Consider the following 25,659-nt stretch of genomic DNA (forward strand, 5'->3'; position numbering starts at 1 on the left):
AATGATTTTTGGCATCACCATTGTCTGATTGGTCGTCCCAACACTCCTGACAATTTGGGGTTGCGTTTGCGCCTCGAGGATCCACTTTAAGTGCAACAGTCCATTCGAGGAGGAGAACCCGCATGCGCTTCGCTGACCGCTATCCCATCATTGTCACCGACCGAAAAGAGGCCTGCCGCGACTTCTGGATAAAGCATCTCGGCTTCATCAGCGCATTCGATAGCACCTGGTTTTCCTACCTCATGACCGAAGACCAATCAGCAACCATCGCTTTCATGACGCCCGACCACCCATCTGCCCCGCCCGGACCGGAAAAGTTCGGCGGAACCGGAATGTGTTTCGAGTTGCAGGTCGAAAATGCGCAGGAAGCGTTCGACGCCATTGCATCAACGGGCTTGACCATCGAATATCCTCTGACCGACGAACCCTTTGGCCAGCGCCGTTTTGGCTTTCATGATCCTTCCGGCCTCTGGATCGACGTTGTCGAGCAGATTGAATCCGCGGCCGGTTTCTGGGATCGGTATATGATCGGCAGCCAGAGCTAATCGCTCAGGCCTCCTTCGGGACGGGTGTCGGCTTTCCATCCTTGTCGAGTGCGACCATAACGAAGTCGGCATGGGTGACGAGTTCCATCAGATCGGAGAGATAGCGCTGCGCCCACGCCTCGACCTTGAGGATGATCGAGGTGCGGCCAACATGGGCGATATGCGTATAGACACAGAGCGTATCGCCGATCTTGACCGGCTTGGCGAACGCCATTTCCTTTACCGCGGCGGTGACCACCCGACCTCGTGCCCGTTCCGCGGCCCTGATACCGCACGACAAGTCCATTTGCGCCATGACCCAGCCACCGAAAATGTCGCCGGCCGCGTTGGCGTCCGCCGGCATCGCGAGCGTGCGCAGGGTGAGTTCGCCGATTGGCTTCATCTCTTCGGTCAATTGCCGTCTCCGTAAATGATTTGCTTTCGCCATGATGCGGGGCGGTTGCCGGATTGAAAAGGGGCCCGGGCACCGAACTGTCAGAAACCCGACATTGCGGGTCGTTGCGCGGTTTCGGTTTCGCATCGCCCTCGGCTTAGTCTGGCACGGCAACGAACGTTCCGGAGGGGGCCATGAAAGTAACCGACGTCAAGACCTTCGTGGTTGGCAATCCGCCGCCGTCATTCGGCGGCACGTGGTTTCTCTTCGTCAAACTGACAACCGATTCCGGCGTCGTCGGCTATGGCGAAGCGTATAATTCAACGATCAGCCCGCAGGTCATGCGCAAGGTCATCGAAGACGTGGCCGAGCGTTGGCTCGTGGGCGAAGATCCCCACCACATCGAGCGCTTTTTCCGCCGCGCCTATTCGAGCGGCTTTACCCAACGTCCTGATGTCACCGTCATGGGAGCGGTCTCGGCGCTCGAAATGGCTTGCTGGGACATCATCGGCAAGGAGGCCGGGAAGCCGGTCTACGAATTGCTTGGCGGCAAGGTGCATGAGCGCCTGCGCAGCTACACCTATATTTATCCGAGACCCGAACTCGGCGAGACTTCGGCCATCTACTGGAATGCGGAAGCGTCGGCAGAGCGCGCCGCCGAATATGTGGCCGAGGGCTACACCGCGGTGAAGTTCGATCCGGTTGCACCCTACACTTCATTCGACCCGCGCCAGCTTTCGCTGGAACAACTCGAACTTGGCGAGAAATTCGTTCGCCTCGTGCGCGAAGCCGTTGGCGCGAAAGCCGACCTCTTGTTCGGCACGCACGGGCAGATGACACCCACTAGCGCCGTGAGGCTGGCGAAACGACTCGAGCCCTATGATCCGCTCTGGCTCGAGGAGCCGGTGCCACCGGATATGCCGGAGAATATGGGCTATGTGCAGCAGCACACATCGATCCCCATCGCGGCTGGTGAGCGCCTGACGACGAAGTACGAATTCCAGCGCCTCCTGGTCAATAGGGGTGCAAATATCCTGCAAATGAATCTCGGCCGTGTGGGCGGCATTCTCGAAGCCAAGAAGATTGCGGGCATGGCGGAGACTTTCCATGCACAGATTGCGCCTCACCTCTATTGTGGGCCAATCGTTGGAGCCGCCAATATCCAACTTTCCACCTGTAGCCCCAACTTCCTGATCCTTGAATGCATCCAGGGCTTCGGGGGCTTCCATGCGCAAATCTTGAAGAAGCCGATCCAGTGGGAGGACGGCTACGTGATCCCGTCATACGAACCCGGGCTTGGGGTTGAACTCAACGAGGAAGAAGCCGCGGCACATGCCTATGACGGTCACGACCTGCACCTCGGCATGGGACGCGATCCACTGATCGTATGACCATCGTCCACAGCCTGGATTGGCCCTTCCATGATCGCACGCAACGGCGTTGGCGAATAGCCCGCGCCACTTACTTGTCGCGTTGCATGAAAATAATTGTCGCATGCAAAGCTTGGCGCCATTATTCCGCTGTATTTCAAGGAAAAATCAGCTCATATATTGATCGCGTTATATCCTTCGAAAGATCCGTTCCGTGCCGCTCCATATCGAACTTATCGGTAGCCTTGCTGCCGTGATCACAACCGTGGGCTGGATCCCGCAGATCCTCAAGATCGTGCGGCATCGCGAGACGGCAAGCATCTCAATTGTCACCAACGCTTCGCTCATGCTCGGGGTCTTCCTTTGGCTCCTCTACGGCGTGATGATCGGTTCCTGGCCGGTGATCATGGCCAACGGCATCACGTTCCTGCTCATTCTCACCATTCTAGGCCTCAAAATCCGCTACAGCTGATGATCGTCCGCGCATTCGGCAACTTGATGCGTCCTGATTATTTGACGGGAACTCCTGACAACCTGTTGTCAGGAGCGTGTCAGTTTTCGCCGCTCCACCCTTTCCATTTTGCCGGACTCTTACCATATGCGACGAATGGCTAAATCTCCCGACAAATACAATGTGAGCGGTTTCGGCGAAGCGCCCCAACCTGAACTGGAAGGCACCCCGCTCTCCGGTTCGATCAGCGATTGGGCAAATCAGATCAGCGAAGCGTCAACCAAAGCCAAGCCGGCACGTGCAAAGCCTAAGCAGGGCGCGAAGCCCCAGTCCAGTGCATCGCGAACATCGCGCGGCACGTCGATCGGCGGGTCGACCGATCCGAAGACGCGCGCCGCCGCCGGCCTCAATCCCGTTGCGGGCCTCGATATCGGGCTCGAAGACGCCGGCAATATCGCGCCCGGCGGTGCCACCGCTACCGTTGCGGCGCTCGCGGCGCTGATCGAAAGCGGCAATCCGCTGTTCAAGAATGGGACCGCGTGGCAGCCGCATCGTCCGGCACGTCCAGAAAAATCCGAGGGTGGCATCCAGATCCGCATGGAAACCGATTTCCAACCGTCGGGCGACCAGCCGACGGCAATTCAGGATCTTGTTTCCGGCATCAAGGACGACGACCGCACCCAAGTCCTGCTCGGGGTAACCGGTTCCGGCAAGACCTTCACCATGGCCAAGGTGATCGAGGAAACCCAACGACCGGCTCTCATCCTCGCGCCCAACAAGACACTGGCGGCGCAGCTTTACGGCGAGTTCAAATCGTTCTTTCCAAACAATGCGGTAGAGTACTTCGTGTCCTACTACGATTACTACCAGCCGGAAGCCTACGTTCCACGCTCGGATACCTACATAGAGAAGGAATCGTCGATCAACGAACAGATCGACCGCATGCGCCATTCGGCGACGCGATCACTGCTCGAACGCGATGACGTCATCATCGTCGCCTCGGTGTCCTGTATCTATGGTATCGGCTCGGTCGAAACCTATACGGCCATGACCTTCGAAATGAAGATCGGTGACCGTCTTGACCAGCGGGCCCTGCTCGCCGACCTCGTGGCGCAGCAATACAAGCGCCGTGACATGGATTTCACCCGTGGCTCGTTCCGCGTTCGCGGTGACACGATCGAACTCTTCCCGGCACACTTGGAGGATCGCGCCTGGCGCATTTCCATGTTCGGCGACGAGATTGAAGCCATCACCGAATTTGATCCGCTAACCGGTCAGAAGACGGGCGATTTGCGCTCGGTCAAGATCTACGCCAATTCGCATTACGTGACGCCTCGGCCGACGCTGAACCAGGCCACCCGGTCGATCAAGGAAGAACTCAAGCATCGTCTTGTCGAACTTAACGCGGCCGGACGCCTGCTCGAGGCGCAACGCCTCGAACAGCGCTGCACGTTCGATCTCGAAATGCTGGAGGCCACCGGCTCCTGCGCCGGCATCGAAAACTACTCGCGCTATCTGACCGGCCGCAAACCCGGTGAGCCGCCGCCGACGCTGTTCGAATATATTCCGGACAACGCCTTGGTCTTCATCGATGAGAGCCACGTTACCATTCCGCAGATCGGCGCCATGTATAAAGGCGACTTCCGCCGCAAGGCCACGTTGGCCGAGTACGGGTTCCGCCTGCCGTCCTGCATGGACAACCGGCCGCTTCGCTTCGAAGAGTGGGACGCCATGCGGCCCCAGACCGTTGCCGTCTCGGCGACACCCAGCAACTGGGAGATGGAAGAATCCGGCGGTGTCTTTGCGGAACAGGTGATCCGTCCAACAGGCCTCATCGATCCGCCGGTCGAGGTGCGCCCCGCGAAGAGCCAGGTCGATGACGTGCTAGGCGAAATTCGCGAGACGACGGCAAAGGGCTATCGCACACTCGTTACCGTTCTGACCAAGCGCATGGCCGAAGACCTCACCGAATATCTGCACGAGCAGGGCATTCGGGTTCGCTATATGCATTCGGATATCGATACGCTGGAGCGCATCGAAATCCTGCGTGATCTGCGGCTCGGCGCCTTCGACGTTCTGGTCGGCATCAATCTGCTGCGCGAGGGCCTCGATATTCCCGAGTGCGGCTTCGTCGCCATTCTCGATGCCGACAAGGAAGGATTCCTGCGTTCCGAAACCTCGCTGGTCCAGACGATCGGCCGCGCCGCCCGCAATATCGACGGCAAGGTCATCCTCTATGCGGACCACATTACCGGCTCCATGGAGCGGGCGATGGCGGAAACAAACCGCCGCCGCGAAAAGCAGGAAGCCTACAATACAGAGCACGGCATCACGCCTGCCAGCGTCAAGAAGAACATCGCCGACATTCTCGACAGTGTTTATGAACGCGACCATGTCCGTGCTGACATTTCGGGCTTTGCCGAATCTGGCGCGATGATCGGCAACAACCTGAAGTCGCATCTCGAACATCTTGAGCGACAGATGCGCGAGGCAGCCGACGACCTGGACTTTGAAGTAGCAGCGCGGTTGCGCGACGAGATCAAGCGACTGCGCGAAACGGAACTGGCGATTGCCGACGATCCGATGGCGCGCGAGGTCGAACTGGAGAGCCCGGCTACCGGACGTACCAAGGGCCGACATAATGCCGGAAGGGCGATGCACCGCGTCGTCACTGACGAGGACGACCAGAGCTCGCAACTCTTCCGCAAACCGCATCTCGACGAGATGGGCGGCGATACCACGCGTCCACTCGGCGTTTTCCGCAAGAATACGCTCGACGAGATGACCGTCGGTCGAACGGAAAAGCCAGTGGTCGGCGCGGTGCCGCAAAAGCCCGCCTTCACGGGCACGAACAGAAACGACCACCAAATTATACGGCGTGAGCGTACAGGCGTCGGTTCGTACGAAGATGCGGATGATGCGCGCAAGAAACGGCGTCCAGGCAAGACCGGCCGGCCTGGGCGGTAATCCTTAATCGCTCGCTTCGCGAGCGATTGTTCAGTCCTTTTTGCCGAAGGCCGCCTGCCCCGCAGCAAGGATCTCATCGGCAAATTCCGGATCGTTGACGGCACGCGACAGAACCAGCGTGCCGACAAGGCCTGCCATCGTGGCAAGCGCTCGCTCCCGTTTCGCCCCTGCTGAAGCGCCCGGTACCAGCCTTGCCAGAATGTCGAGGAGCGCACTCGTCCCACGCGTGAAGCGCTCGCGCACGCGTCCGCTCTGCCGGGCAATGTCGGGCGCAAGCGCGGCCATGGTGCAGCCTGTTTCCCGATGGTCGCGGTGGTCTTTCAGGAGATAGGCATTGGTAAGGGCCGCGAAGGCCTCGTCCGGCGATCTGTTGGCCAGCTCCGCCCATTTTTCCGCCGAGCGATCCATCGAAGCCGCGCAGGCCTCGGCAATCAAATCATCCTTCGAAGCGAAATGGCCATAGAACCCGCCATGGGTGAGGCCGGCGCTTTTCATCAGGTCGGCGACCCCGATCCCGTCAAATCCCTTGTCGCGAAATTCGCGGCTTGCAACTTCGATGATGCGGTCCCTGTTCCTGGCCGCCTGTTCCTTGCTCACTCGCATGAAATCACCCTCGCAAAAATCCTTGTTGACTTTTTATATGATGGACGTCATTTATAGTCAACTATTACGATCGTCATCTAAATGCGGCTTGCAACAAGCCCGCACAGGAGCACTTTATGCGCTACAAGCTTTTCGGCACTCACACGGGCCTTCGGGTATCGGAATTCGCGCTTGGCACTGGCAATTTCGGTACCGGGTGGGGTTACGGCTCCACTGCTGACATCGCCAAGGAGATATTCGACGCCTATGTCGAGGCTGGCGGCAATTTCATCGACACGGCGGACAGCTACCAGTTCGGCCAGTCCGAAAGCATACTCTCGGACCTCATCGCATCAGAACGCGACAATTTCGTTCTCGCCACCAAATATTCGCACGGCGCTTCAGCAAATGCCGGACCTTCGGTCGTCGGCAACAGCCGCAAATCCATGATACAGGCGGTGGACGCAAGCCTGAAGCGCCTGAAAACTGACCGCATCGACCTTCTCTGGGCCCACATGTCCGACGATATGACCCCGATCGACGAGATTGTCCGCGGCTTTGAAGACCTCGTTCGCGCCGGCAAGATAGTCTATGCAGGTTTTTCCAATTTTCCGGCATGGCGCGTCGCCAGCGGTGCAACCATCGCCGCCCTGCGTGGCTGGTCGCCGATCGTCGGCCTCCAGACCGAATACAGTCTCGTCGAGCGTACCGCCGACCGTGAACTTTTGCCGATGGCACGCGGCTTCGGTTTGGGGATCGTTGGCTGGTCACCGCTTGGCGGCGGACTTTTGACCGGCAAATACCGCAAGGGTGAAGAAGGTCGCGCAACGGGCCTCGGCGTTGTCATTCAACACGAAGATAGCGCCCAGCGCACGGCGATCATTGACGAAGTGATTGCAATCGCATCGGAGATGGACGTGACGCCGAGCCAGGTGGGTATCGCATGGGTCGCCGCCAAGGGTGTCTTGCCGATCATCGGTCCGAAGACTCTCGATCAGTTCCGCGACAATATCGCCGCTGCTTCGCTTGCCCTTTCGCTGGAGCAGGTCGAGCGATTGGATCGTGTCAGCGCGATTGCGCTCGGCGCACCGCACGAACTGACCGGCAGCGAGCGTACACGCCAGCGGCTGAGCGGCGGCAAGCTCGATCTTCTCGACCTGCCCTCCGCACCTTTGATCTAATCGCCATACCATCATCCTTTCCGAAAGTCAGACGATGATCTCCACTCCTGTCGCCGCTTTGCTCGCCCGCCGCAATATTCATTACGGCTGGGTCGTTGTTGCAGTCACATTCCTCACCATGCTGGTGACCGCCGCTGCGGTGGGGGCGCCCGGCGTGCTGATCGTGCCGCTCGAAAAGGAGTTCGGTTGGGAGACGGAGCAGATCGCCACGGCGTTTTCCATCCGTCTTCTGCTGTTCGGCCTGATGGGGCCGTTCGCCGCTGCCTTCATGAACTATTTTGGCGTCAGGCGCGTCGTCTGCGTGGCATTGATTCTCATTACGACAGGCCTGTTTGCCTCGCTGGCAATGACGCGGATTTGGGAACTGGTTCTCCTCTGGGGCATTCTCGTCGGCTTAGGTACCGGCCTTACGGCGATGGTGCTTGGCGCAACAGTCGCCACGCGCTGGTTCACGGATCGGCGCGGGCTGGTGCTCGGCATGCTGACTGCGAGTTCCGCCACGGGCCAATTGGTCTTCATGCCGCTGATGGCTTCGTTAAGCGAAACCTACGGTTGGCGCACGGCCATCATGCTCATCTGTGCCATGCTGCTTGTTGCCGTCGTGGGTGTCTTCTTCCTGATGCGCGACCGTCCGTCGGATGTCGGGCTGCCGGCCTATGGCGATAAGGATGTCGCAACCACCGTAGCGGTAACAGGCGGGCTGCTGTCACTGATCACGATGCCGCTGCTCGCGTTGAAGGAGGCTTCGCGTCGCAGTTCCACATTCTGGGTGCTCTTTGCCACCTTCTTCGTTTGCGGCGCGAGCACCAACGGCCTTATCGGCACACATTTCGTCGCGCTGTGCGGCGACTACGGTCTTGCCGCGGTGGGAGCAGCGAGCGTCCTTGCCATGATGGGCTTTTTCGATTTTTTTGGCACCATCGGGTCGGGCTGGCTTTCGGACCGGGTCGACAACCGATGGCTGCTATTCTGGTATTATTGTTTGCGCGGCCTCTCGCTGCTCTATCTGCCCTATTCGGATTTTTCCTTCTATGGCCTCTCGCTCTTTGCCATGTTCTATGGTCTCGACTGGATCGCCACCGTGCCGCCGACGGTCAAGCTCGCGAGCGAGCGTTTTGGCCGGGAGAAGGCAGGACTCGTATTCGGCTGGATCTTCGCCGGGCACCAGCTCGGCGCCGCATCGGCGGCCTATGGCGGCGGATTTGTCCGCACGGAATATGCCACCTATCTCCCGGCTTTCCTCGTCGCCGGCATCCTGTGCCTCATCGCCGCGTTCCTGGTGTTGACATTGAGCAAACAGAGCAAGGACGACGCTGTTCGAGAGCCTGCGCCGGCGAGTTGAACGCGGGTTGCCGAGCAAACGAACTGTGGGTTTCCGCCGAAAACCATGCATTGAAGGTGTGGACCGATGCTAAGAGAGTCCGCGCGCCGGTTCGAGCGCGGAATCACTAGCGCATCTGGAGAGTAGATGAAGGTCGACATCGACATGGGAGCGGCGCCCGCCGGCGCGAGAGCCATGCTCGATCTGGAAGAGCTTCTGGCAACGCGCCTTCTCGTGCAGGGCAATTCGGGCTCGGGCAAATCGCATCTGTTGCGACGCCTGCTCGAACAGAGCGCGCAATGGGTTCAGCAGTGTGTCATCGATCCGGAGGGTGATTTCGTCACGCTCGCCGAAAAGTACGGCCATGTCGTTGTCGATGGTGCGCGCACGGAAAGTGAACTGACCCGCATCGCTGCACGCATCCGGCAGCATCGTGTTTCCGTGGTGCTTGACCTTGAGGGCCTGGACGTCGAGCAGCAGATGCGCTGTGCGGCGGCGTTTCTCGGAGGCCTCTTCGATGCAGAGCGCGACTACTGGTATCCGATGCTCGTCGTCGTCGACGAGGCCCAGCTTTTTGCTCCCGCCGTTGCCGGCGAAGTTTCGGACGAAGCACGCAAGCTTTCACTCGGCGCCATGACCAACCTCATGTGCCGGGGGCGCAAACGCGGGCTCGCCGGCGTCATCGCCACCCAGCGTCTCGCCAAGCTTGCCAAGAACGTTGCCGCCGAGGCCTCCAACTTCCTCATGGGGCGGACGTTCCTCGACATCGACATGGCACGCGCCTCGGATTTGCTCGGCATGGAGCGGCGCCAGGCAGAACAGTTCCGCGACCTCGCACGAGGTCATTTTGTAGCCCTCGGGCCCGCCCTTTCAAGAAGGCCATTGGCGGTGACGATTGGCGCAGTCGAGACGTCTGCGCGCTCATCGAGCCCCAAGCTCACGCCATTGCCGCAACCGGGGGAAGACGCCCGCGATCTGATTTTCACGCCAGCGCCGGAAGAACGCCGTCAGATCGTCCGGCGCACCCCGCCTCCACCGGCACCAACGCCGACAGCGGATATTCTGAGCCAGCTTAATCAGGCGGCAAAAGCCGCCGCCCAACCGGAGAACCCTGTCCCGATGCTCTTTCCCGAGATCGACGAGGCGGAGCGCAACGCGTCGATCAACGCGGTCATGCAGGAAATGCTGGGCGACCCCGACGCATCGTTCCGGACGGACGCGGTGCTCTACCAGGATTTCCTCGTTCGCTGCCGCATTCGCCGGGTGCCCGGTGAGGCTTTGTCAATGCCCGAATTCCGGCGCCGCCTTGCGGTTGCGCGGGCTGGCATCGATGGCGAGACGGCGCAAAGCGCACCATGGCAGCACGCGCTCGAACTCTCAAAAACACTGCCGGACGACGTTCAGGGCGTATTCTTCATCGTTGCGCAGGCGGCGGTAACAGGAGTTGGCTGCCCTTCCGACGCAACACTTGCAAGAGCCTATGGCACGCACTCCACACGGCGGGCCCGCCGGCTGCTCACCTACTTTGAGGAGCAAGGCCTGATCGTCGTGCGTACCGATTTTACCGGCAATCGCATTGTCGCATTCCCCGAACTTGGCTGCGAGACCGGCCCCGGTGATCCGAATGGCCCCGACGAAGGGGCCGCCGAACAGGAAGCAGCCGAGTAATCAGGCCATATCGCGCATGAGCGGCAGGAGTTCGCCGAGGTTTTCGATCTGTCGGAACCGCGGTTCATTGACTGGCGCGTCGACGTGTTCGAGCACCCAGGTGAGTTCATGGGGCACGAATATGCCCCAACTTCCCGCCTGGATCGCCGGGACAACATCGGATTTCAACGAATTGCCGATCATCATCGCCCGCTCCGCGCCGTCGCCGTGGCGCCGGAATATGGTCTCGTAGGTGGTCCTGTCCTTGTTGCTGACGATTTCGACCGCATCGAAAAAATCGCCGAGGCCGGACTGGGCCAGCTTGCGCTCCTGGTCGAAGAGGTCACCCTTGGTAATCAGTACCAGCCGGTAGGCGTCGGAAAGTGCCTCCAGCGTTTCCGTTACATGCGGCAGAGTCTCGACGGGATGGCGCAGCATCTCGCGGCCCGCAGCGAGAATCTCGGCGATGACCGATGCAGGCACGCGCCCCTCCGTGACTTCTACTGCGGTCTCGACAAGGGACAGGGTGAATCCCTTGATCCCGAACCCGTAGAGGTCAAGATTGCGTTTTTCGATAGCGAGCAGGCGCCCCGAAAGATCGGGAACGTCGGCATATGGAGCAAGTAGATCAGCAAAATGCCGTTCCGAGCTGCGGAAGAACTGCTCGTTCTGCCAAAGCGTATCATCGGCATCGAAACCGATTGTTGTCAGATCGCCAGGCGCAAGCACGTCTCGTTCTGCTTGCATGATCTTTTTCCTTCATTCAAACATTGTGCACGACGGCGCCGAGTGTGGAATCAGGCGCTCGACCTTTTAGCAGATTTGTGGCTGTGCTTGGTACTCGCGTGCCGAAGCATCAGAGGGGAATGGCATCAGAGTGAATTGGCTCGCAAAGCCCAGCGTACTCGCGGCAATGATGCTTCTGCCTTCGCTCGCCGCGGGGGCGGCCGAGACCCCGCCGGCCCCGCCTCCTGCAACACCGGCGATCCCCACCGTGAGCCAGATTTGCGCGGCCATTGCCACCCATGCAGATGGCTTCGGCGTTCCGCGCGATTTCTTCGCGAGGCTGATCTGGAAGGAAAGCCGCTTCGACGTTCAGGCCGAGAGTCCCGTCGGCGCGCAGGGAATCGCCCAGTTCATGCCGCGCACGGCCAAGGAACGGCGGCTTGACGACCCCTTCGACTTTAACAAGGCACTGCCCGCCTCTGCGAGCTTTCTGAAGGATTTACGCAAGGCCTTCGGCAATTGGGGGCTGGCGGCAGCCGCCTATAATGCCGGCCCCACACGTGTTGCGAACTGGCTTTCAAGCGGTGGTTTTCTACCGCTCGAAACCGAGGAATATGTGCTCGACATTACCGGGCAATCACCCGACGATTTTGCCGCTGGCGGCGAGATCAACTTTCGTCCGCTCAATGCCAAGCTCAGCTTCGATGCTGCGTGCCGCCAGTTGCCGATCATCCGTTTCGAGACGGTCGCGATGGCGCAAATCAAACCAAAGCCTTGGGGAATTCAGATCGCCGGCAATTTTCGCCGCGCCGCTGCCGTCCGCCAGCTTGACCGCTTGCGCAGGAACTTTCCCGCCATTCTGAACACGCATGAGCCGGTCATTAGCCGCAATCGCACGCCGATGGGGCGTCGCGGCATCTATGCCGTGCGAATTGGCGCCGACAGCCGGCCCGAAGCCGACAAGATTTGCGCCCAACTGCACAGTGCAGGTGGCGCCTGCATCGTCTTGCGTAATCGCTAAGCCGGGGCAATCCGGCGATCGAAATCCTGCTTTTCTTTCCTGCCAAAGGTGTCATAGGCCAAACTTCAAGCGAAATTTCTCTTCGCCAAGTATGCAGCTTGCAGTGTCCTTCGATATAGTCGCCTAAATGGTAGTAAAACTTTTGCTTGCCAAAAAACACTTATTCTAGCAGTCTCAAAGCGTTCGGGCATTTGCGAACACTGGAAGACTGGAAGAACGGCGCGCCGGAACCGCAAGAATACCGGGTCGGGAGCAATCCCGGCAATGATCGGCTCCTTTCCTGAATTCGAGAACTGCCTGCATGATCCCGTTCGAGGTAACGCACTGAAAACGGCACTACCAATCCCGCTAACCCGAGGGGGGACGCGGTAAGTAAGGAAAAGGAACGAAGCATGGCACAGACCGGTACGGTCAAATTCTTCAACAGTGAAAAAGGCTTTGGCTTCATCAAGCCAGATGACGGCGCAGCGGATATTTTCGTTCATATTTCCGCCGTCCAGGCTTCCGGACTCACAGGTCTCGCGGACAATCAGAAGGTCTCCTTCGATACCGAGCCGGATCGTCGTGGAAAGGGCCCAAAGGCCGTTAACATCACGATCACTGAATAATACCGGCGGCGCAAGCTGCCAAGAATCCCCGATCGGCTATCGGGGATTTCGGACGGTACCATTTTCTGACACGCCCCAACCGGCCAGTCGTCACATGAAGCGTTTGCGCTTTCGTGCCTTGGATTTGCTGAAATTCTGTGTGTTCCTCGGTGCTGTCAGAAATGACGGCAAGCCGACCCAATCAGTACTGTTCAGCTTGCATTCATTCTGAATGGCTTAAAAAGGAACCATAGCTGAGACTTCGGCATTGTCTCAGTCAGCACTATCAGGCAAAGCGCACCACGCTTTGCGGCATGCTTTAGGAGGCACATATGAATATCGGCACGAAAATTGCCATTCTCGCAACCGCTGCTTTCGCGACCGCCGTGGTTCCGCTCAGTTCAGCCTCCGCCGACTATTGGCGCCGAGGCGGCTACTATCATCACAATGATAACAACGACGCCTGGGTCGCGGGTGCCGCTGGCCTTGCGGCGGGCGCGCTTCTCGGCAGCGCCCTTGCCGCACCGCGTCAGCCCGAAGTTATCTATCGCGATTACGATGATGGTTATTACCGCCGCCCGGTGACGGTGTATCGCGAAGCGCCGCGATACTATGGCCCCGGAGCGCGGCCATGGTCGCGCGAATGGTACCGCTACTGCTCGAACCGTTATCGCTCGTTCAATCCGGAAACAGGTACCTTCCGCGGCTATGACGGCCGTGACTATTTCTGCAACGCAAACTGACGTTCAGTTGCAAGTTCGATACCAAACCGCCGGTCGGACCGGCGGTTTTTTTATGCGTCGTGCACGCGCCCTATTCGCCGGTCAGGAAGGGGTTGGTGCGGCGTTCCTCGCCAAAACGACCGCCCGGTCCATGGCCACATATGAAGCCGATATCATCACCCAGCGGCAAGAGCTTGGTTTTAATCGAGTTTATCAGCGTAGCGTGGTCGCCACCTGGCAAGTCTGTCCGTCCCACTGACCCGTTGAAAAGCACATCGCCAACATGCGCGAACTTCGCCGCGCGGTTGAAATAGACGACGTGCCCTGGCGCATGGCCCGGACAATGCAGGACCTCGAAAACGTGGGAACCGAACGATACCGTTTCCCCGTCGTTGAGCCACCGGTCGGGAACGCAATTACGGACATTGTCGGAAATGCCATATTGTACCGCTTTTGCCTCGATACTATCGAGAAGAAAGCGGTCGGCCTCGTGTGGACCTATGATGTCAATGCCGAGAGCGTCCTTCATGTCCATCGCCCCGGCCGCGTGATCGATATGGCCATGTGTGATCCAGATCGCCTCGATCGTGATGCCGTTCGACCGGATTGCGCCGAGCACCTGCTCATTGTCGCCGCCCGGGTCGATGAGGACGCCGTGCTTGTCGTCGCTATCGAAAAGGATCGTGCAATTCTGCTGGAAGGCCGTAACCGGGATGATACCTGCCTGCAACTGTCCCATTATGTACTCTTCCTACCCAATGCCCGACACCATATTAGAGGGCTTCCTTTTCAATGAGAAGCGGTTCTGTCTCGCGGATAGCGACGCGGTCTCCGCGAAGCATCGCCATCTTCATACGTTTCGACCCAATAAGGGACCTTCGCAAATGAAAAGGGCGGCCAGCGACCGCCCCAGAAAAACGTTCGTATCCCGGACTGTATCAGGTCTTAGCCATCGAATTCTTGATAGCTCCTATGATCGCCGTCAGGATCAGGCCACCAACACCGCCACCGGCGACTTGGCTGATGATCGAGCCAAGATCAAGCCCCGACGATGCCGCCGCATTGGCGACTGCCTCGGCACCGCCGGCGCCGAGAAATTGCGTCAGATATCCGCCTATGAGACCACCGATACCGCCAGCAACAGTGTTGCCGGTTGTGCCGAGACTCAGGTTCTTGAGTAGTCCGCCGACAATATTACCGCCGACGCCACCTGAGATAAGCTGGATAATGATAGGAAGAAGCGCTTCCATGATTGACACCCCGTCAACGTTTCATGCCAGACTCATGCCTGACATTGATCATGATGACCAAGTTTTAAGCAAAGTCAAACAACTTGACGTCGTGTTGGCAAGGTATCAAACACTAATTTCATAAGACTTTCGTCTACTCTGCAGCCGCTTTCTTTGGCATTACTTCAGCAGCATAATCATTCATCAGGTTGATCGCGATTTCACCAACGTTAAAGCGGTACGGCCCGATCTCCGAAACTGGCGTCACTTCTGCGGCTGTTCCGGTCAGGAAGCACTGTTCGAAACGTTCAAGCTCTTCGGGCAAAATCACCCGCTCGACGACTTCGTAGCCACGCCGTTTGGCAAGGTCGATGACCGTGCGCCGCGTGATACCATCAAGGAAGCAGTCCGGCGTCGGTGTGTGAATGACGCCGTCCTTGACAAAAAACACATTGGCGCCGGTGGCTTCCGCCACCTGCCCACGCCAATCGAGCATCAGTGCATCGGCGTAGCCCTTGGCTTCCGCCGCATGCTTGGAGATGGTGCAGATCATGTAGAGACCAGCGGCTTTCGACTTCGAGGGCGCCGTTTTTGGATCAGGCCGGCGATACTCGGCAAGATCGAGACGAATCCCCTTCAACTTCTGAGCCGGATCGAAATAGCTCGGCCACTGCCAGATAGCGATAGCGACATTTATCTTGTTGCTCTGGGCAGCAACGCCCATGGATTCGCTGCCGCGCCAGGCAACGGGGCGCACATACGCATCCTTAAACCCCTGCTTTGCCAAAAGCTTGCGGCAGGCGTCGTTCAATTCATCGACAGTATAGGGAATCTTGAATCCAAGGATACGAGCCGATTCGTGCAGGCGTTCGGTATGTTCGTTAAGCTTGAAGATTTCGCCGCCGTAGGCGCGCTCACCTTCGAAAACGGAACTTGCGTAATGCAGGCCGTGGGTCAGCACGTGAATCTTCGCATCCGCCCAGCGAACGAATTCGCCGTTCATCCAGATGTAACCTTCAAGCTGATCAAATGGGACGGATGCCATGTTTTCCTCCAGGCGTTGGATTCCTGATATTTTTTCAAGTTCAAGTTGCTACCAACTGGTTCAGACTACCGATTGGTGTACCATTGCCGGTGGGCACAAATAGGCGTTTCGAAGAGGAAAATGTCTCGGAAACACTCATCAGCTTTTCGTTTCGTTCAAAAACGCGGCCAACAGCTTGCCAAAAATTATCAACAGTCTAAAATTATGTCAACAACGCTGACATAATTTTCCAACTGGAGCGGGAAATCTGCATGAAATCTTATACACCCGATCGGCATATCGAGACAGCCCTGACGAAAAAAGACGCGCGAGAACTCGACATCATCGAACTGTTTTTCTTTGCGTATCGCGACTTCACCGCCGATCCGGACATGATCCTCGAGAAGCTTTCATTCGGGCGGGCGCACCATCGCGTGCTCTATTTCATCAATCGAAAGCCGGGCATGACGGTGGCCGAACTGCTGGATGTCCTGCAGATCACCAAGCAAAGCCTGGCACGCGTGTTGAAGCAATTGATCGACACTGACCATGTGGTCCAGATTCCTGGTCCCCACGACAGGCGCCAGCGCGAACTCTACCCGACGCCCAAGGGACGCGAACTGGCGCTTGAACTTGCGGCACCGCAATCACGCCGTATTGCCAGTGCATTGGAGCAAATCGGTCACTCCGACCGCTCTGTGATCGAACATTTCCTCAAGGCGATGGTCAATCCTTCACAGTGGCAACAGATCGACAGTCTACCCAAGGCAGGATAGAAACTTGGTGCACGAAGAATTGGAATTAAGAGAACAAGGGGCGCAAGACCCGGGAATCAGAGGGACACACCTGGTGAGTGAAGAACAGCCACTATCGGACGATGCACCGCATCTGCTCATCGTCGACGACGACACCCGAATTCGCAATCTACTGTCGCAATACCTGACCGGCAGCGGCTTTCGCATTACGGTGGCCGCCAATGCGGACGACGCTCGCCGCAAGCTTGCAGGTATCGATTTCGATCTCCTGATTCTCGATGTCATGATGCCTGGGGAAACCGGCGTTGCCCTGACCCAGTCGCTCCGCAAGGAAAAGAGCGTCCCTATTCTGATGCTGACGGCGCTGTCTGAAACCGACAGCCGCATCACCGGGCTCGAGGCCGGGGCGGACGACTATCTTCCAAAGCCGTTCGATCCGCGCGAATTGATCCTCAGAATCAACAATATTCTGCGCCGCGGTGCGCCGGCGGCCCAGGCGAAGATCGAACAGATTGTTTTCGGCCCCTATACGTTCATCATCGCCAAGCGCGAACTCAAGCGGTCGGGCGAAGTTATCCGCCTCACCGATCGCGAACAGGATATCATGGCGATCTTCGCGGCGCGCGCCGGCGAGACAGTGCCGCGGCACGAACTGACCGGTCAGGAGGGCGATGTCGGCGAGCGCACGATCGACGTCCAGATCAACCGACTGCGCCGCAAGATCGAAAACGATCCCGCCAACCCGGTTTGGTTGCAGACCGTGCGCGGGGTCGGCTATAAACTTAGCGTGGAGTAGGATCCCGGCCCCTCGTGATCCGCGCCATTCCAATGCGTAGGGTCCGGACTCATCAATATGATCGAAATGGCGCGTGAAACGGCAATTAGATGCGAGGAGAATTGCAAAGCGCGGGCTCAATCCCCGACGAGCGGTTCGAAACTGCAGCTTGCCACCGTTTCGGTGTCCTTAAGGATATGGCCTTTTCGCTCGGCTACTGTATTGCAAAGCCTCGCCAATGGTAAACATTGCCTTCGGCTTTGCTGCTCGTATCCGGACCAAAAGTCTCATACCGTTTCGACCACATTAATGAATCCGTACCCTTAGCGGATACCGGGTAATGGCACAGACAGACACCGCAAAACGCGCATTGGCCGTCAGAAAGCGTCACTGGCGGCGCAAGCGAAGCACGTTGCTCGGTCCCTGGAGGAAGTTCACGCGCTGGCTCGCACACTGGATGCCGAAGCGGCTCTATGCGCGCTCGCTGATCATCATCATTGCGCCGATGGTCCTGCTACAGTCTATGATCGCCTTTGTGTTCATGGAACGGCATTGGCAAACGGTCACCCAGCGCCTGTCCACGGCCGTAGTGCGCGACATTGCCGGCATCATCGACCTCATGGATACCGATCCGCAGGATCCGGGCTATGAAAACCTGATCCGGATCGCACGAGAGCGCCTCGCACTCAACATATCGATATTGCCGGGCGACCCCCTGCCCGCGCCGGGCCCGAAACCGTTCTTCTCGATTCTCGACGGCATTTTGAGCGAGGAGATCACGAGGCAGATCAACCGCCCCTTCTGGATCGATACGATCGGCGATTCCGACCTCGTCGAAATTCGTATCCAGCTCGACAACAAGGTGCTGCGCGTCTTTGCGCGGCGCAGTCAGGCCTATGCGTCGAACACGTTGATCTTTCTTGTCTGGATGGCGGGATCCGCCCTCGTGCTCTTGGCCATCGCCATCCTGTTCCTGCGCAACCAGATCAAGCCGATCCAGCAGCTCGCAACGGCCGCCGACAGTTTCGGCAAGGGCCGTGCGCCGCCTCCTGACTTCAAGCCACGTGGAGCCGAGGAAGTGCGCCGCGCAGGCGCTGCCTTCATCGTCATGCGCGAGCGCATCGAACGCCAGATCGATCAGCGCACCACCATGCTAAGTGGCGTGAGCCACGATCTGCGCACCATCCTCACTCGCTTCAAGCTGCAACTCGCCCTTGTCGGCAACAAGGTCGATACCGAGGCTATGGAGCAGGACATCGAGGATATGCAATCGATGCTCGAAGGGTACCTCGCATTTGCCCGCAGCGAAGCCGAAGAGGAAACCGGCGCATTCAGTCTCGAGCGCTTTTTCACCAAGCTCAAGGAAGAAGGCGCCCTTCTTGAGCGAGGCTTTGCGTCGACAATACGCGGCGAACCGGAAATCCAGGTGCGGCCCAATGCTTTCTCGCGGCTCATCTCCAATCTCGTGTCCAATTCATTCCGCTACGCGAAAAACGTCTCTGTCGCCGCTGATCATCGTGACGGTTGGCTGACGATCACGATCGACGATGACGGCCCAGGTATTCCGAAAGAGATGCGCGACGAAGTCTTCAAGCCGTTCTTCCGGCTGGACGAGGCCAGAAACCAGGACTCGGGCGGAACCGGCCTTGGCCTTGCCATTGCGCTCGATATCGCCCGCAGCCACGGCGGCGACATTTCGCTCGACGAAAGTCCGGCCGGGGGGCTCAGGGCCGTGGTGCGAGTCCCGGCCTAAAGCCAAGCGGGCGGTCTGACTACATCCCTGAAGACTATTGCGTATTCGGCCTCATTCAACGTTTTCATCGTAAACAACAAGCATTGCAATGCTGGGTGCCCATGTTATAAATCTTTTATACTTCCATGCTATATTTTCGAATGATTTGTAACCATATACTTACTGGATACATGTTTTCACCCTGCGGTGACTAATATTTAATTTCATAAGGTGATCTTACTGAAAACGACTTCCGTGCTCGTTGTCATTTTTGCCTATCCGCAGCCACGAAACCGATCGAACGCTGGCATTCCCAGCGAGGAGCAATCCCGTGATACGAGCTAAACACGCTTTTAGAATTGCTCTGGCAATCTGCTTTCTGGGCGGCGCTGTAAACGGGGCGCAGGCAAATGCCGAAATTCCAACAAACGACGTGGAAGGGGCACGCGATAATGCGCGCATCAAACGCTATGAAGGCTCCCTCATCGTCCATTATGAGAAACTATCCTATACGGACTTCTCGGTTCCCCTTGGCCCGTTAAAGGCGAGCGAAGACGAGCAGGCCCGTGACACGTCGAACAATCGTGTTTTCGTGCCGGAAAAGAAGCTCGACGTCGAGGGGACACTGACGCGCATCGCTTATGTGACGCCGACCGAGCGTTCGCCGCTCGAAGTGCTTCGCAATTACGAGGATGAGATCACTGCGGACAAAGGCGAGATCCTGTTCGAATGCAAGACCGAAGGATGCGGCGGCGACGCCACGCTGTCGAGCAAGGGCGGCGGCGGCGAAATGAGCTTGATGATGTCTTTCTTCCATGCGTCCGACCTTACGGAAGATGATTTTTCCACCGGCTCCTGCGCATTGACATCCAGTATCAAGGATCAGCGGTTCTTTACGGCAAAACTGCCTGCGTCAGATGGTGACACCTATGTCACGGTGCAGACATATACGTTACTGGGCGGTAACTATTGCGAAGCGTTGGTCGGCCGTACCGTCGCCCTGGTTCACGTGCTCGAACCCAAATCGCGCGATAAGAAGATGGTTGCCGTTGGAGCGAAGGAAATGGCCAGTTCGCTCGGTTCGCAGGGAAGTATTTCGCTGTACGGCATTTATTTCGAAACGGACAAGTCAGAGGTAAAAGCGGAATCAGCACCGATGCTGAAGGAAATTGCCAAGCTTCTCGAATCGGATCCAAAATTGTCTGTGATCGTCGTTGGACATACGGATAACCAGGGTAAATTTGCCTATAATGTTGATCTGTCGGGCCGGCGAGCCGCTGCCGTCAAGAAAGAGCTTGTCTCCACCTACAAGGTCAACGCGAATCGTTTGACAACCGCTGGGGCGGGAATGATGGCGCCCGTCGCCAGCAACGACAGCGAAGAGGGACGCGCCAAGAACCGCCGCGTCGTCCTCGTTAAACTGAACTGACATCGAATCTCAACCGGCATAACCTGTTGAATTCCGCAAAAACCTATGTTTAGACCCGTCGATCAGGCCGCGTGTTCCGCGATCAGAGCCGAGGGGCATTCGCCCGGCTTTTCGGCCGCAATCTGGACGCCGCGCAGATAGAGCGCGCATGTCGTGCGAAGCATCGAAGCGAAGTTGGGGATCTCTCCCTGTGCTTGCAAAGCTTCGTCGTAAAGCGTCGAAATGAATCGCGGCGTGGTCATTTTCTGACTTTCGGCAATCTCGTCGAGCAGTTGCCAGAAGGTCGCCTCAAGTTGAATGCTCGTAGAATGTCCGCCGATGCGCACAGAACGATTGATCTGCCGGTAACCCTGCGGATCCTGTTCTGCAAATACCTTACACATTACCAAGACCTCCCTTTCTGCCCAATGACCCGCGCTCGTCACCGGTGCCCGAAGTGACGGAACGATCATTGGTGCGTCTCGAGAAAAATTATTCCGCTTGCAAGGCGGTGTGGTAGCCGATTGCCACCACTTTTCTTCTCCCAGGCGCATAATCACCGACAAGTCTCGACACTGCAACCTCGTTTTGAGACGACCCCGTCAACGTCCATGGAGGCGCCCTTGGCAAAAGCCATTCATTCGATGATCCGTGTTCTCGATGAGGAAAAATCGAAATCCTTCTATAAGTCGGCTTTCGGTCTAGACGTCGCCGACCGGCTCGACTTCGATACATTCACGCTCCTCTATTTGCGCAACGAAGAAACGCCGTTCGAACTCGAACTCACGATCAACAAAGGTCGGACCGAGCCCTACAATCTGGGGGACGGTTACGGCCATTTGGCCTTGAGCGTCGATGATCTCGACGCCATTCACACGCGCCTGAAGGGCCTCGACTACAAGGTCCGGGACATTGTCGAGTTCAAGCGGGACGAGACGATGATCGCGCGCTTCTTTTTCGTGGAGGACCCGGACGGCTACAAAATAGAGGTCCTGGAAAGACAAGGCCGGTTCGTCTGAAACCGGCCGAGCGGCGTTGGAGGAATGCCGTCAAAGCCAGCAAGGGCAGTTTCGTCGGTTAACCGTCGGGCTGCCGATAGCAAGCAAGGGAGGAAATCAATGGTTACTATCTTTAACCGCAATCCGGATTTGGCCGAGCCAAATCCCGGTGGCAAGGGCATGTCGCGCCGCGACCTTCTGAAAAGCGGCGGCACCGCCAGCCTCGGCGCCATTCTCATCATCAGCGGAAGTTCCATCATCCATCCACAATTTGCCTGGGGGCTCGAGACGACAAATCTCGAGCCGCAGACAATGGCAACCCTCATCCAGATGGCGCGGGATATCTATCCGCACGACCACGTGCCGGACCGCTTTTACGCGGTTGCCGTCAAGCCATACGACGCGAAGGCCGGCGAAGACCCCAAAACCAAGAAGCTCATCGTTGATGGCGTCGCCGATCTCGACAAGCGTGCCGGCAAGGGCGGCTATCTCGGTCTAGGTTGGGAGGAAGACCGGCTCACCATCCTTCGCAAGATCGAGGACACGCCATTCTTTCAGACAGTCCGCGGCGGGCTTGTAACGGGTCTTTACAACCAGAAGGATCTTTGGCCGCTCTTTGGCTACGAAGGCGAATCCTTCTCGAAGGGCGGCTACATCGCCCGTGGCTTCAGCGACATCGAGTGGCTCTGACGGCAGCGCCGATCAGAACCGAAGATTTTGGCTAATGGGAGGAAACCATGGCTGCACCTTATGATCTCAAAGACGACAGCGTCGTCGTTATCATCGGCTCGGGAGCCGGCGGCGGAACGCTCGGCAATGAACTCGCGCAAAAAGGCATCGACGTCGTTATCCTCGAAGCAGGCGCGCGACACGAGTATGAAGATTTCATCAATGACGAATGGGAAAGCTTCGGTCAGCTCGCATGGGTCGACAAGCGTACCACCTCCGGCGACTGGCGCGTCGCCAAGGACTTTCCCAACCTGCCGGCGTGGATCGTCAAATCCGTTGGCGGATCGACGACGCACTGGGCCGGCGCCTCACTGCGCTTCCAGGAACACGAATTCCAGGCTCTGACCCACTACGGCAAGGTCAAGGGCGCCAACCTGCTTGACTGGCCGATTACCCTGGCGGAAATCGAATCCTATTATGCCAAGGCCGAAGACAAGATGGGCGTGACGCGAACCAATGGCATCGAGGGACTACCCGGCAACAACAACTTCAAGGTCTTGAAGGCAGGCGCAGACAAGCTTGGCTACAAGGAATGCAATACGGGCCACATGGCCATCAACTCGGCCGAACGCGATGACCGCATGTCCTGCCAGCAGACGGGCTTTTGCTTCCAGGGGTGCAAATGGGGCGCCAAATGGTCGACGCTCTATACGGAAATCCCGAAGGGCGAGAAGACCGGCAAGCTCGAAGTTCGCCCCAATTCCATGGTGCAGAAGATCGAGCACGACAAGAGCGGCAAGGTCACCGGTGTCCTCTACGTCGACAAGGATGGCAAGCAGCAGTTGCAGAAGGCCAGAATCGTCGCCGTTGCAGGCAATTCGATCGAAAGTCCCCGCCTGCTTCTCAACTCTGCATCGAAGATGTTCCCGGACGGATTGGCCAATTCGTCGGGTCAGGTCGGGCGGAATTACATGCGCCATACCACCGGCTCAGTCTATGCGGTGTTCGAAAAGCCGGTGCACATGTATCGTGGAACGACCATGGCCGGCATCATCCGCGACGAAGCAAGGCATGATCCTTCACGCGGTTTCGTCGGCGGCTATGAGATGGAGACCCTGTCGCTCGGCATTCCCTTCATGGCGGCCTTTCTCGATCCCGGCGCATGGGGCCGGTCGTTCACCTCGGCGCTCGATCAATATCCGAACATGGCAGGCATGTGGATCGTTGGCGAGGACATGCCCCAGGAGGGCAACCGCATTACGCTGCACAAGGATGAAAAGGACAAATACGGCCTTCCCATCGCCAATGTGAACTTCAACGATCATCCCAACGACGTTGCGATGCGCGATCACGCCTACAAGCAGGGTCAGGATCTCTACAAGGCGGTCGGGGCTGTCCGCACTTTCCCGACCCCGCCCTACCCGTCTACCCACAACCTCGGCACCAACCGGATGAGCGAGAAGGCGAAGGACGGCGTTGTCAACAAACACGGGCAGAGTCACGACATCAAAAACCTGTTCGTCGCGGATGGCAGCCAGTTCACGACCGGCGGGGCGGAGAATCCAACGCTGACTATCGTCAGCCTGGCAATTCGCCAAGCCGACTATATCGCCAAGGAGATGGCGGCAAAGACGATCTGAAAACGCCCGATCGATTTCTCCCAAGCAGATCGGGCTACGCCATTGGCGCAATTTCCCGTCGAGATTGCGTCAATGGTGTAGCTGGGCCTCTGTTCAGCTAGAAAAGTTTGCCGCCATTCGGCACGGGCTTGCTGACCGCCGCAAGAACGACCGCGCCTTCGTCGTCCGGAAAGCCTAGCGTCAGAACCTCAGACATGAAGGGACCGATCTGGCGCGGCGGGAAATTGACCACCGCCATGACCTGCCGGCCATGGAGTTCCTCCAACGTATAATGCTTGGTGATCTGGGCCGAAGACCGCTTGACCCCTATTACAGGGCCGAAATCGATCTTCAGCTTGTGGGCCGATTTCCGGGCCTCCGGGAACGGTTGCGCTTCGATAATGGTGCCGACACGAATGTCGACCTTTTCGAAATCGTCAAAAGTAATCGTCATGGATGTGCTTGCCTGAACGTTCTGAAACCAATCAGGCCGAACCTACCGTCTCGAACAGGATGCTGTCGAGCGATTCACGTGCTGTCGACCCTGACCAGACAACAAACTGGAAGGCCTGGAAATAGGTCTCGCAGGCATCGAGCGCACTGGAGAGCAAAACCTCAACCTGCTTGCTCGTCGGCTCCGCCCCGCCCGAAAGCAGCAACGATTGCCTATACATGATGGCACCTTCTTGGCGCCACAGGTCGAAATGGCCCATCAGCAGCTGCTCGTTGATCAGCGAAAGCAGACGCATGACTTCATTGATGCGCGGTTCGCTGATCGCTATATCGAAGGCGCATGCGAGATGCAGCGCCTCGAAATCCTCCATCCACGAAAAGGAAATCTGGTAGTCGGTCCAGCTTCCCTCAACGGTTATGGCAATTTCATCTTCCCCGGTGCGCTCGAATGCCCACTCGTTCGTGTGGGCAACATGTTCAATCACATCCACTGGATGGAGATCACGCGCAATTTCTATTTCCAGAAGGCTCATTGCCATTACCTGCTATTTCGAATCCAATCGACGCTGCGGGACCGCAGCACCCACCCAAAGAACACCATACGCTTGAAATCGCACCGACAGGCAGTACGCACCAGCCGGATAGCGGCTAGACGCCGGCCTAACCGCCGCATGACCCCTGTTACGAATCATGCTGTAATTTCAGTGTATTGATGCTGAGTCCGAGCGCCAGCCCCCTTTTGGTCGAATGGCGCGAATGGGTGTGGACAGACGCTGCCAAAAAGATTCACAAGCCCCCTTTAACTGACTCTAAGGAAACGATTTTCGGCAGTTCGTGCCTGTTGATAAATTCTTGCGATTTATTTTGGGGATAGCATCACTGAGGCGACAAAACGGGACAACAACATCCCGCATCCCACAAGCCGTGCTGCCCTGCTGGGGACGTCCGGCATGAATTCCGTCATATGTTCGAAATTCACCTCGTTTAGATTGTTAGCGGACCTAATGAAATTGTTACAACCAGGAGACCTGCCATGACAGGCGAGCCGAATGCAAAAATCACCGCCACTCAGAAAAACGATGATGGACGGTGGTATTACGTGATCACCATCAATGGGGAAGAGAGCGCCAAGGTCGGCCCGTACGAAACGGAAGAGGAAGCACTAGCTGCCGGCCAGAAAAGCGCGGAAAGCAGTAGCGTCTAGATCTGAAAGCGGTGCGTCACACGTGACATGCGTGACGAGCGCGTCGCCTGCGCTTCAATCCTTCTTTGTGCGCCCACCCGCGGGCGCAGGTTTGCTCCGGGTTTCATTCTTGGACCCGACAAGCGCTTCGAGTGCTTCGATTCGCGCCAGAAGCGCGGTATTCTCCGCACGGGCGCGAATGGCCATCTCGCGCACAGCTTCGAAATCCTCACGCTGGACGACGTCCATTGTATTGAGCAGCCGTTCGGCCTGACCGCGAAATGCGGTTTCGACCTCGCGGCGCACGCCCTGTGCTGCGCC

General features: G+C 57.9%; 28 protein-coding genes. 18 read left to right on the plus strand and 10 right to left on the minus strand.

Going from position 1 to position 25,659, the window contains the following annotated elements; genetic code table 11:
• The first annotated feature begins 122 nt into the window (after positions 1 to 122).
• Entirely contained in the window at positions 123 to 545 is a 423-nt protein-coding gene (locus AAAB35_RS11515; RefSeq protein WP_340668422.1) for a VOC family protein, read from the plus strand.
• 4 nt (positions 546 to 549) lie between these two features.
• Here AAAB35_RS11515 and AAAB35_RS11520 read toward each other — a convergent pair whose 3' ends face one another.
• Positions 550 to 927, minus strand: a complete 378-nt coding sequence (locus tag AAAB35_RS11520) for an acyl-CoA thioesterase (protein WP_340668448.1) — start codon at positions 925 to 927, stop codon at positions 550 to 552.
• 185 nt (positions 928 to 1,112) lie between these two features.
• Between AAAB35_RS11520 and AAAB35_RS11525 the strand changes: the two genes are divergently transcribed.
• The 3 genes from AAAB35_RS11525 (at position 1,113) to uvrB (ending at position 5,706) form a co-directional block, all read left to right on the plus strand.
• On the plus strand, positions 1,113 to 2,309 hold the full coding sequence (locus AAAB35_RS11525) for a mandelate racemase/muconate lactonizing enzyme family protein (RefSeq protein ID WP_340668423.1): 1,197 nt from the start codon (positions 1,113 to 1,115) through the stop codon (positions 2,307 to 2,309).
• Positions 2,310 to 2,502: 193 nt separating this feature from the next.
• Entirely contained in the window at positions 2,503 to 2,760 is a 258-nt protein-coding gene (locus tag AAAB35_RS11530; RefSeq protein WP_340668424.1) for a SemiSWEET transporter, read from the plus strand.
• A 126-nt stretch (positions 2,761 to 2,886) separates the two neighbouring features.
• Complete coding sequence (uvrB, locus tag AAAB35_RS11535; RefSeq protein WP_340668425.1) at positions 2,887 to 5,706, plus strand: excinuclease ABC subunit UvrB; 2,820 nt, start codon at positions 2,887 to 2,889, stop codon at positions 5,704 to 5,706.
• Positions 5,707 to 5,736: 30 nt separating this feature from the next.
• Here the strand turns inward: uvrB and AAAB35_RS11540 are convergent, their stop codons facing one another.
• A complete protein-coding gene (locus AAAB35_RS11540; RefSeq protein ID WP_340668426.1) occupies positions 5,737 to 6,309 on the minus strand; it encodes a TetR/AcrR family transcriptional regulator in 573 nt (190 codons plus the stop codon).
• A gap of 116 nt (positions 6,310 to 6,425) precedes the next feature.
• Between AAAB35_RS11540 and AAAB35_RS11545 the strand changes: the two genes are divergently transcribed.
• The 3 genes from AAAB35_RS11545 to AAAB35_RS11555 all read left to right on the plus strand — a co-directional run bounded on the left by AAAB35_RS11545 (position 6,426) and on the right by AAAB35_RS11555 (position 10,458).
• Positions 6,426 to 7,469 (plus strand): aldo/keto reductase, encoded by a 1,044-nt coding sequence (locus tag AAAB35_RS11545; RefSeq protein ID WP_340668427.1) that lies wholly within the window; start codon positions 6,426 to 6,428, stop codon positions 7,467 to 7,469.
• 34 nt (positions 7,470 to 7,503) lie between these two features.
• Entirely contained in the window at positions 7,504 to 8,811 is a 1,308-nt protein-coding gene (locus AAAB35_RS11550; RefSeq protein WP_340668428.1) for an MFS transporter, read from the plus strand.
• 126 nt (positions 8,812 to 8,937) lie between these two features.
• Positions 8,938 to 10,458, plus strand: coding sequence for an ATP-binding protein (locus AAAB35_RS11555; RefSeq protein ID WP_340668429.1), 1,521 nt, complete (start codon positions 8,938 to 8,940; stop codon positions 10,456 to 10,458).
• Here the strand turns inward: AAAB35_RS11555 and AAAB35_RS11560 are convergent, their stop codons facing one another.
• Positions 10,459 to 11,184, minus strand: coding sequence for an HAD family hydrolase (locus tag AAAB35_RS11560; protein ID WP_340668430.1), 726 nt, complete (start codon positions 11,182 to 11,184; stop codon positions 10,459 to 10,461).
• Between the two features lie 130 nt (positions 11,185 to 11,314).
• On the opposite strand from AAAB35_RS11560, the gene AAAB35_RS11565 reads away from it, so the two are divergent.
• The 3 genes from AAAB35_RS11565 to AAAB35_RS11575 all read left to right on the plus strand — a co-directional run bounded on the left by AAAB35_RS11565 (position 11,315) and on the right by AAAB35_RS11575 (position 13,514).
• Positions 11,315 to 12,184, plus strand: a complete 870-nt coding sequence (locus tag AAAB35_RS11565) for a lytic transglycosylase domain-containing protein (protein ID WP_340668431.1) — start codon at positions 11,315 to 11,317, stop codon at positions 12,182 to 12,184.
• Between the two features lie 392 nt (positions 12,185 to 12,576).
• Complete coding sequence (locus AAAB35_RS11570; RefSeq protein ID WP_027233407.1) at positions 12,577 to 12,792, plus strand: cold-shock protein; 216 nt, start codon at positions 12,577 to 12,579, stop codon at positions 12,790 to 12,792.
• 311 nt (positions 12,793 to 13,103) lie between these two features.
• Entirely contained in the window at positions 13,104 to 13,514 is a 411-nt protein-coding gene (locus AAAB35_RS11575) for a BA14K family protein (RefSeq protein ID WP_340668432.1), read from the plus strand.
• 70 nt (positions 13,515 to 13,584) lie between these two features.
• On the opposite strand, the gene AAAB35_RS11580 is transcribed toward AAAB35_RS11575, so the two are convergent.
• The 3 genes from AAAB35_RS11580 to AAAB35_RS11590 all read right to left on the minus strand — a co-directional run bounded on the left by AAAB35_RS11580 (position 13,585) and on the right by AAAB35_RS11590 (position 15,767).
• Positions 13,585 to 14,232 carry an MBL fold metallo-hydrolase gene (locus AAAB35_RS11580; RefSeq protein ID WP_340668433.1) on the minus strand — a complete coding sequence of 216 codons (648 nt, stop codon included), beginning with the start codon at positions 14,230 to 14,232 and terminating at the stop codon, positions 13,585 to 13,587.
• 199 nt (positions 14,233 to 14,431) lie between these two features.
• Positions 14,432 to 14,743 carry a hypothetical protein gene (locus tag AAAB35_RS11585; RefSeq protein WP_340668434.1) on the minus strand — a complete coding sequence of 104 codons (312 nt, stop codon included), beginning with the start codon at positions 14,741 to 14,743 and terminating at the stop codon, positions 14,432 to 14,434.
• A gap of 133 nt (positions 14,744 to 14,876) precedes the next feature.
• Entirely contained in the window at positions 14,877 to 15,767 is an 891-nt protein-coding gene (locus AAAB35_RS11590; protein WP_340668435.1) for a branched-chain amino acid aminotransferase, read from the minus strand.
• 251 nt (positions 15,768 to 16,018) lie between these two features.
• Here AAAB35_RS11590 and AAAB35_RS11595 point away from each other — a divergent pair, with 251 nt between their 5' ends.
• From AAAB35_RS11595 to AAAB35_RS11610, 4 genes are all read left to right on the plus strand, one after another.
• Positions 16,019 to 16,522, plus strand: a complete 504-nt coding sequence (locus tag AAAB35_RS11595; protein WP_340668436.1) for a MarR family winged helix-turn-helix transcriptional regulator — start codon at positions 16,019 to 16,021, stop codon at positions 16,520 to 16,522.
• 73 nt (positions 16,523 to 16,595) lie between these two features.
• Positions 16,596 to 17,297 carry a response regulator gene (locus AAAB35_RS11600; RefSeq protein WP_340668437.1) on the plus strand — a complete coding sequence of 234 codons (702 nt, stop codon included), beginning with the start codon at positions 16,596 to 16,598 and terminating at the stop codon, positions 17,295 to 17,297.
• A 391-nt stretch (positions 17,298 to 17,688) separates the two neighbouring features.
• Positions 17,689 to 19,029 carry an ATP-binding protein gene (locus AAAB35_RS11605; RefSeq protein WP_340668449.1) on the plus strand — a complete coding sequence of 447 codons (1,341 nt, stop codon included), beginning with the start codon at positions 17,689 to 17,691 and terminating at the stop codon, positions 19,027 to 19,029.
• 310 nt (positions 19,030 to 19,339) lie between these two features.
• Positions 19,340 to 20,437, plus strand: coding sequence for an OmpA family protein (locus AAAB35_RS11610; protein ID WP_340668438.1), 1,098 nt, complete (start codon positions 19,340 to 19,342; stop codon positions 20,435 to 20,437).
• Between the two features lie 62 nt (positions 20,438 to 20,499).
• Here the strand turns inward: AAAB35_RS11610 and AAAB35_RS11615 are convergent, their stop codons facing one another.
• Positions 20,500 to 20,820: a ribbon-helix-helix domain-containing protein gene (locus AAAB35_RS11615; protein WP_340668439.1), complete on the minus strand. Its 321-nt coding sequence runs from the start codon at positions 20,818 to 20,820 to the stop codon at positions 20,500 to 20,502.
• Between the two features lie 219 nt (positions 20,821 to 21,039).
• Between AAAB35_RS11615 and AAAB35_RS11620 the strand changes: the two genes are divergently transcribed.
• From AAAB35_RS11620 to AAAB35_RS11630, 3 genes are all read left to right on the plus strand, one after another.
• Positions 21,040 to 21,435 (plus strand): VOC family protein, encoded by a 396-nt coding sequence (locus AAAB35_RS11620; protein WP_340668440.1) that lies wholly within the window; start codon positions 21,040 to 21,042, stop codon positions 21,433 to 21,435.
• Positions 21,436 to 21,534: 99 nt separating this feature from the next.
• A complete protein-coding gene (locus AAAB35_RS11625; RefSeq protein ID WP_340668441.1) occupies positions 21,535 to 22,104 on the plus strand; it encodes a gluconate 2-dehydrogenase subunit 3 family protein in 570 nt (189 codons plus the stop codon).
• Positions 22,105 to 22,151: 47 nt separating this feature from the next.
• Positions 22,152 to 23,723, plus strand: a complete 1,572-nt coding sequence (locus tag AAAB35_RS11630; protein WP_340668442.1) for a GMC family oxidoreductase — start codon at positions 22,152 to 22,154, stop codon at positions 23,721 to 23,723.
• Positions 23,724 to 23,820: 97 nt separating this feature from the next.
• Here the strand turns inward: AAAB35_RS11630 and AAAB35_RS11635 are convergent, their stop codons facing one another.
• Together AAAB35_RS11635 and AAAB35_RS11640 are read right to left on the minus strand one after the other, a co-directional pair.
• Entirely contained in the window at positions 23,821 to 24,156 is a 336-nt protein-coding gene (locus tag AAAB35_RS11635; protein ID WP_340668443.1) for a tRNA-binding protein, read from the minus strand.
• Positions 24,157 to 24,187: 31 nt separating this feature from the next.
• The gene (locus tag AAAB35_RS11640; RefSeq protein WP_340668444.1) at positions 24,188 to 24,688 is read right to left on the minus strand and encodes a YbjN domain-containing protein; all 501 of its coding nucleotides are present in this window, start codon (positions 24,686 to 24,688) and stop codon (positions 24,188 to 24,190) included.
• Positions 24,689 to 25,188: 500 nt separating this feature from the next.
• Between AAAB35_RS11640 and AAAB35_RS11645 the strand changes: the two genes are divergently transcribed.
• A complete protein-coding gene (locus AAAB35_RS11645) occupies positions 25,189 to 25,359 on the plus strand; it encodes a hypothetical protein (protein WP_340668445.1) in 171 nt (56 codons plus the stop codon).
• A 54-nt stretch (positions 25,360 to 25,413) separates the two neighbouring features.
• On the opposite strand, the gene AAAB35_RS11650 is transcribed toward AAAB35_RS11645, so the two are convergent.
• On the minus strand, positions 25,414 to 25,659 hold a 246-nt coding region (locus AAAB35_RS11650), incomplete at its 5' end, for an accessory factor UbiK family protein (protein WP_340668446.1).

The organism is Phyllobacterium sp., assembly GCF_037994425.1.
In the GTDB taxonomy this organism is placed as follows: domain Bacteria; phylum Pseudomonadota; class Alphaproteobacteria; order Rhizobiales; family Rhizobiaceae; genus Phyllobacterium.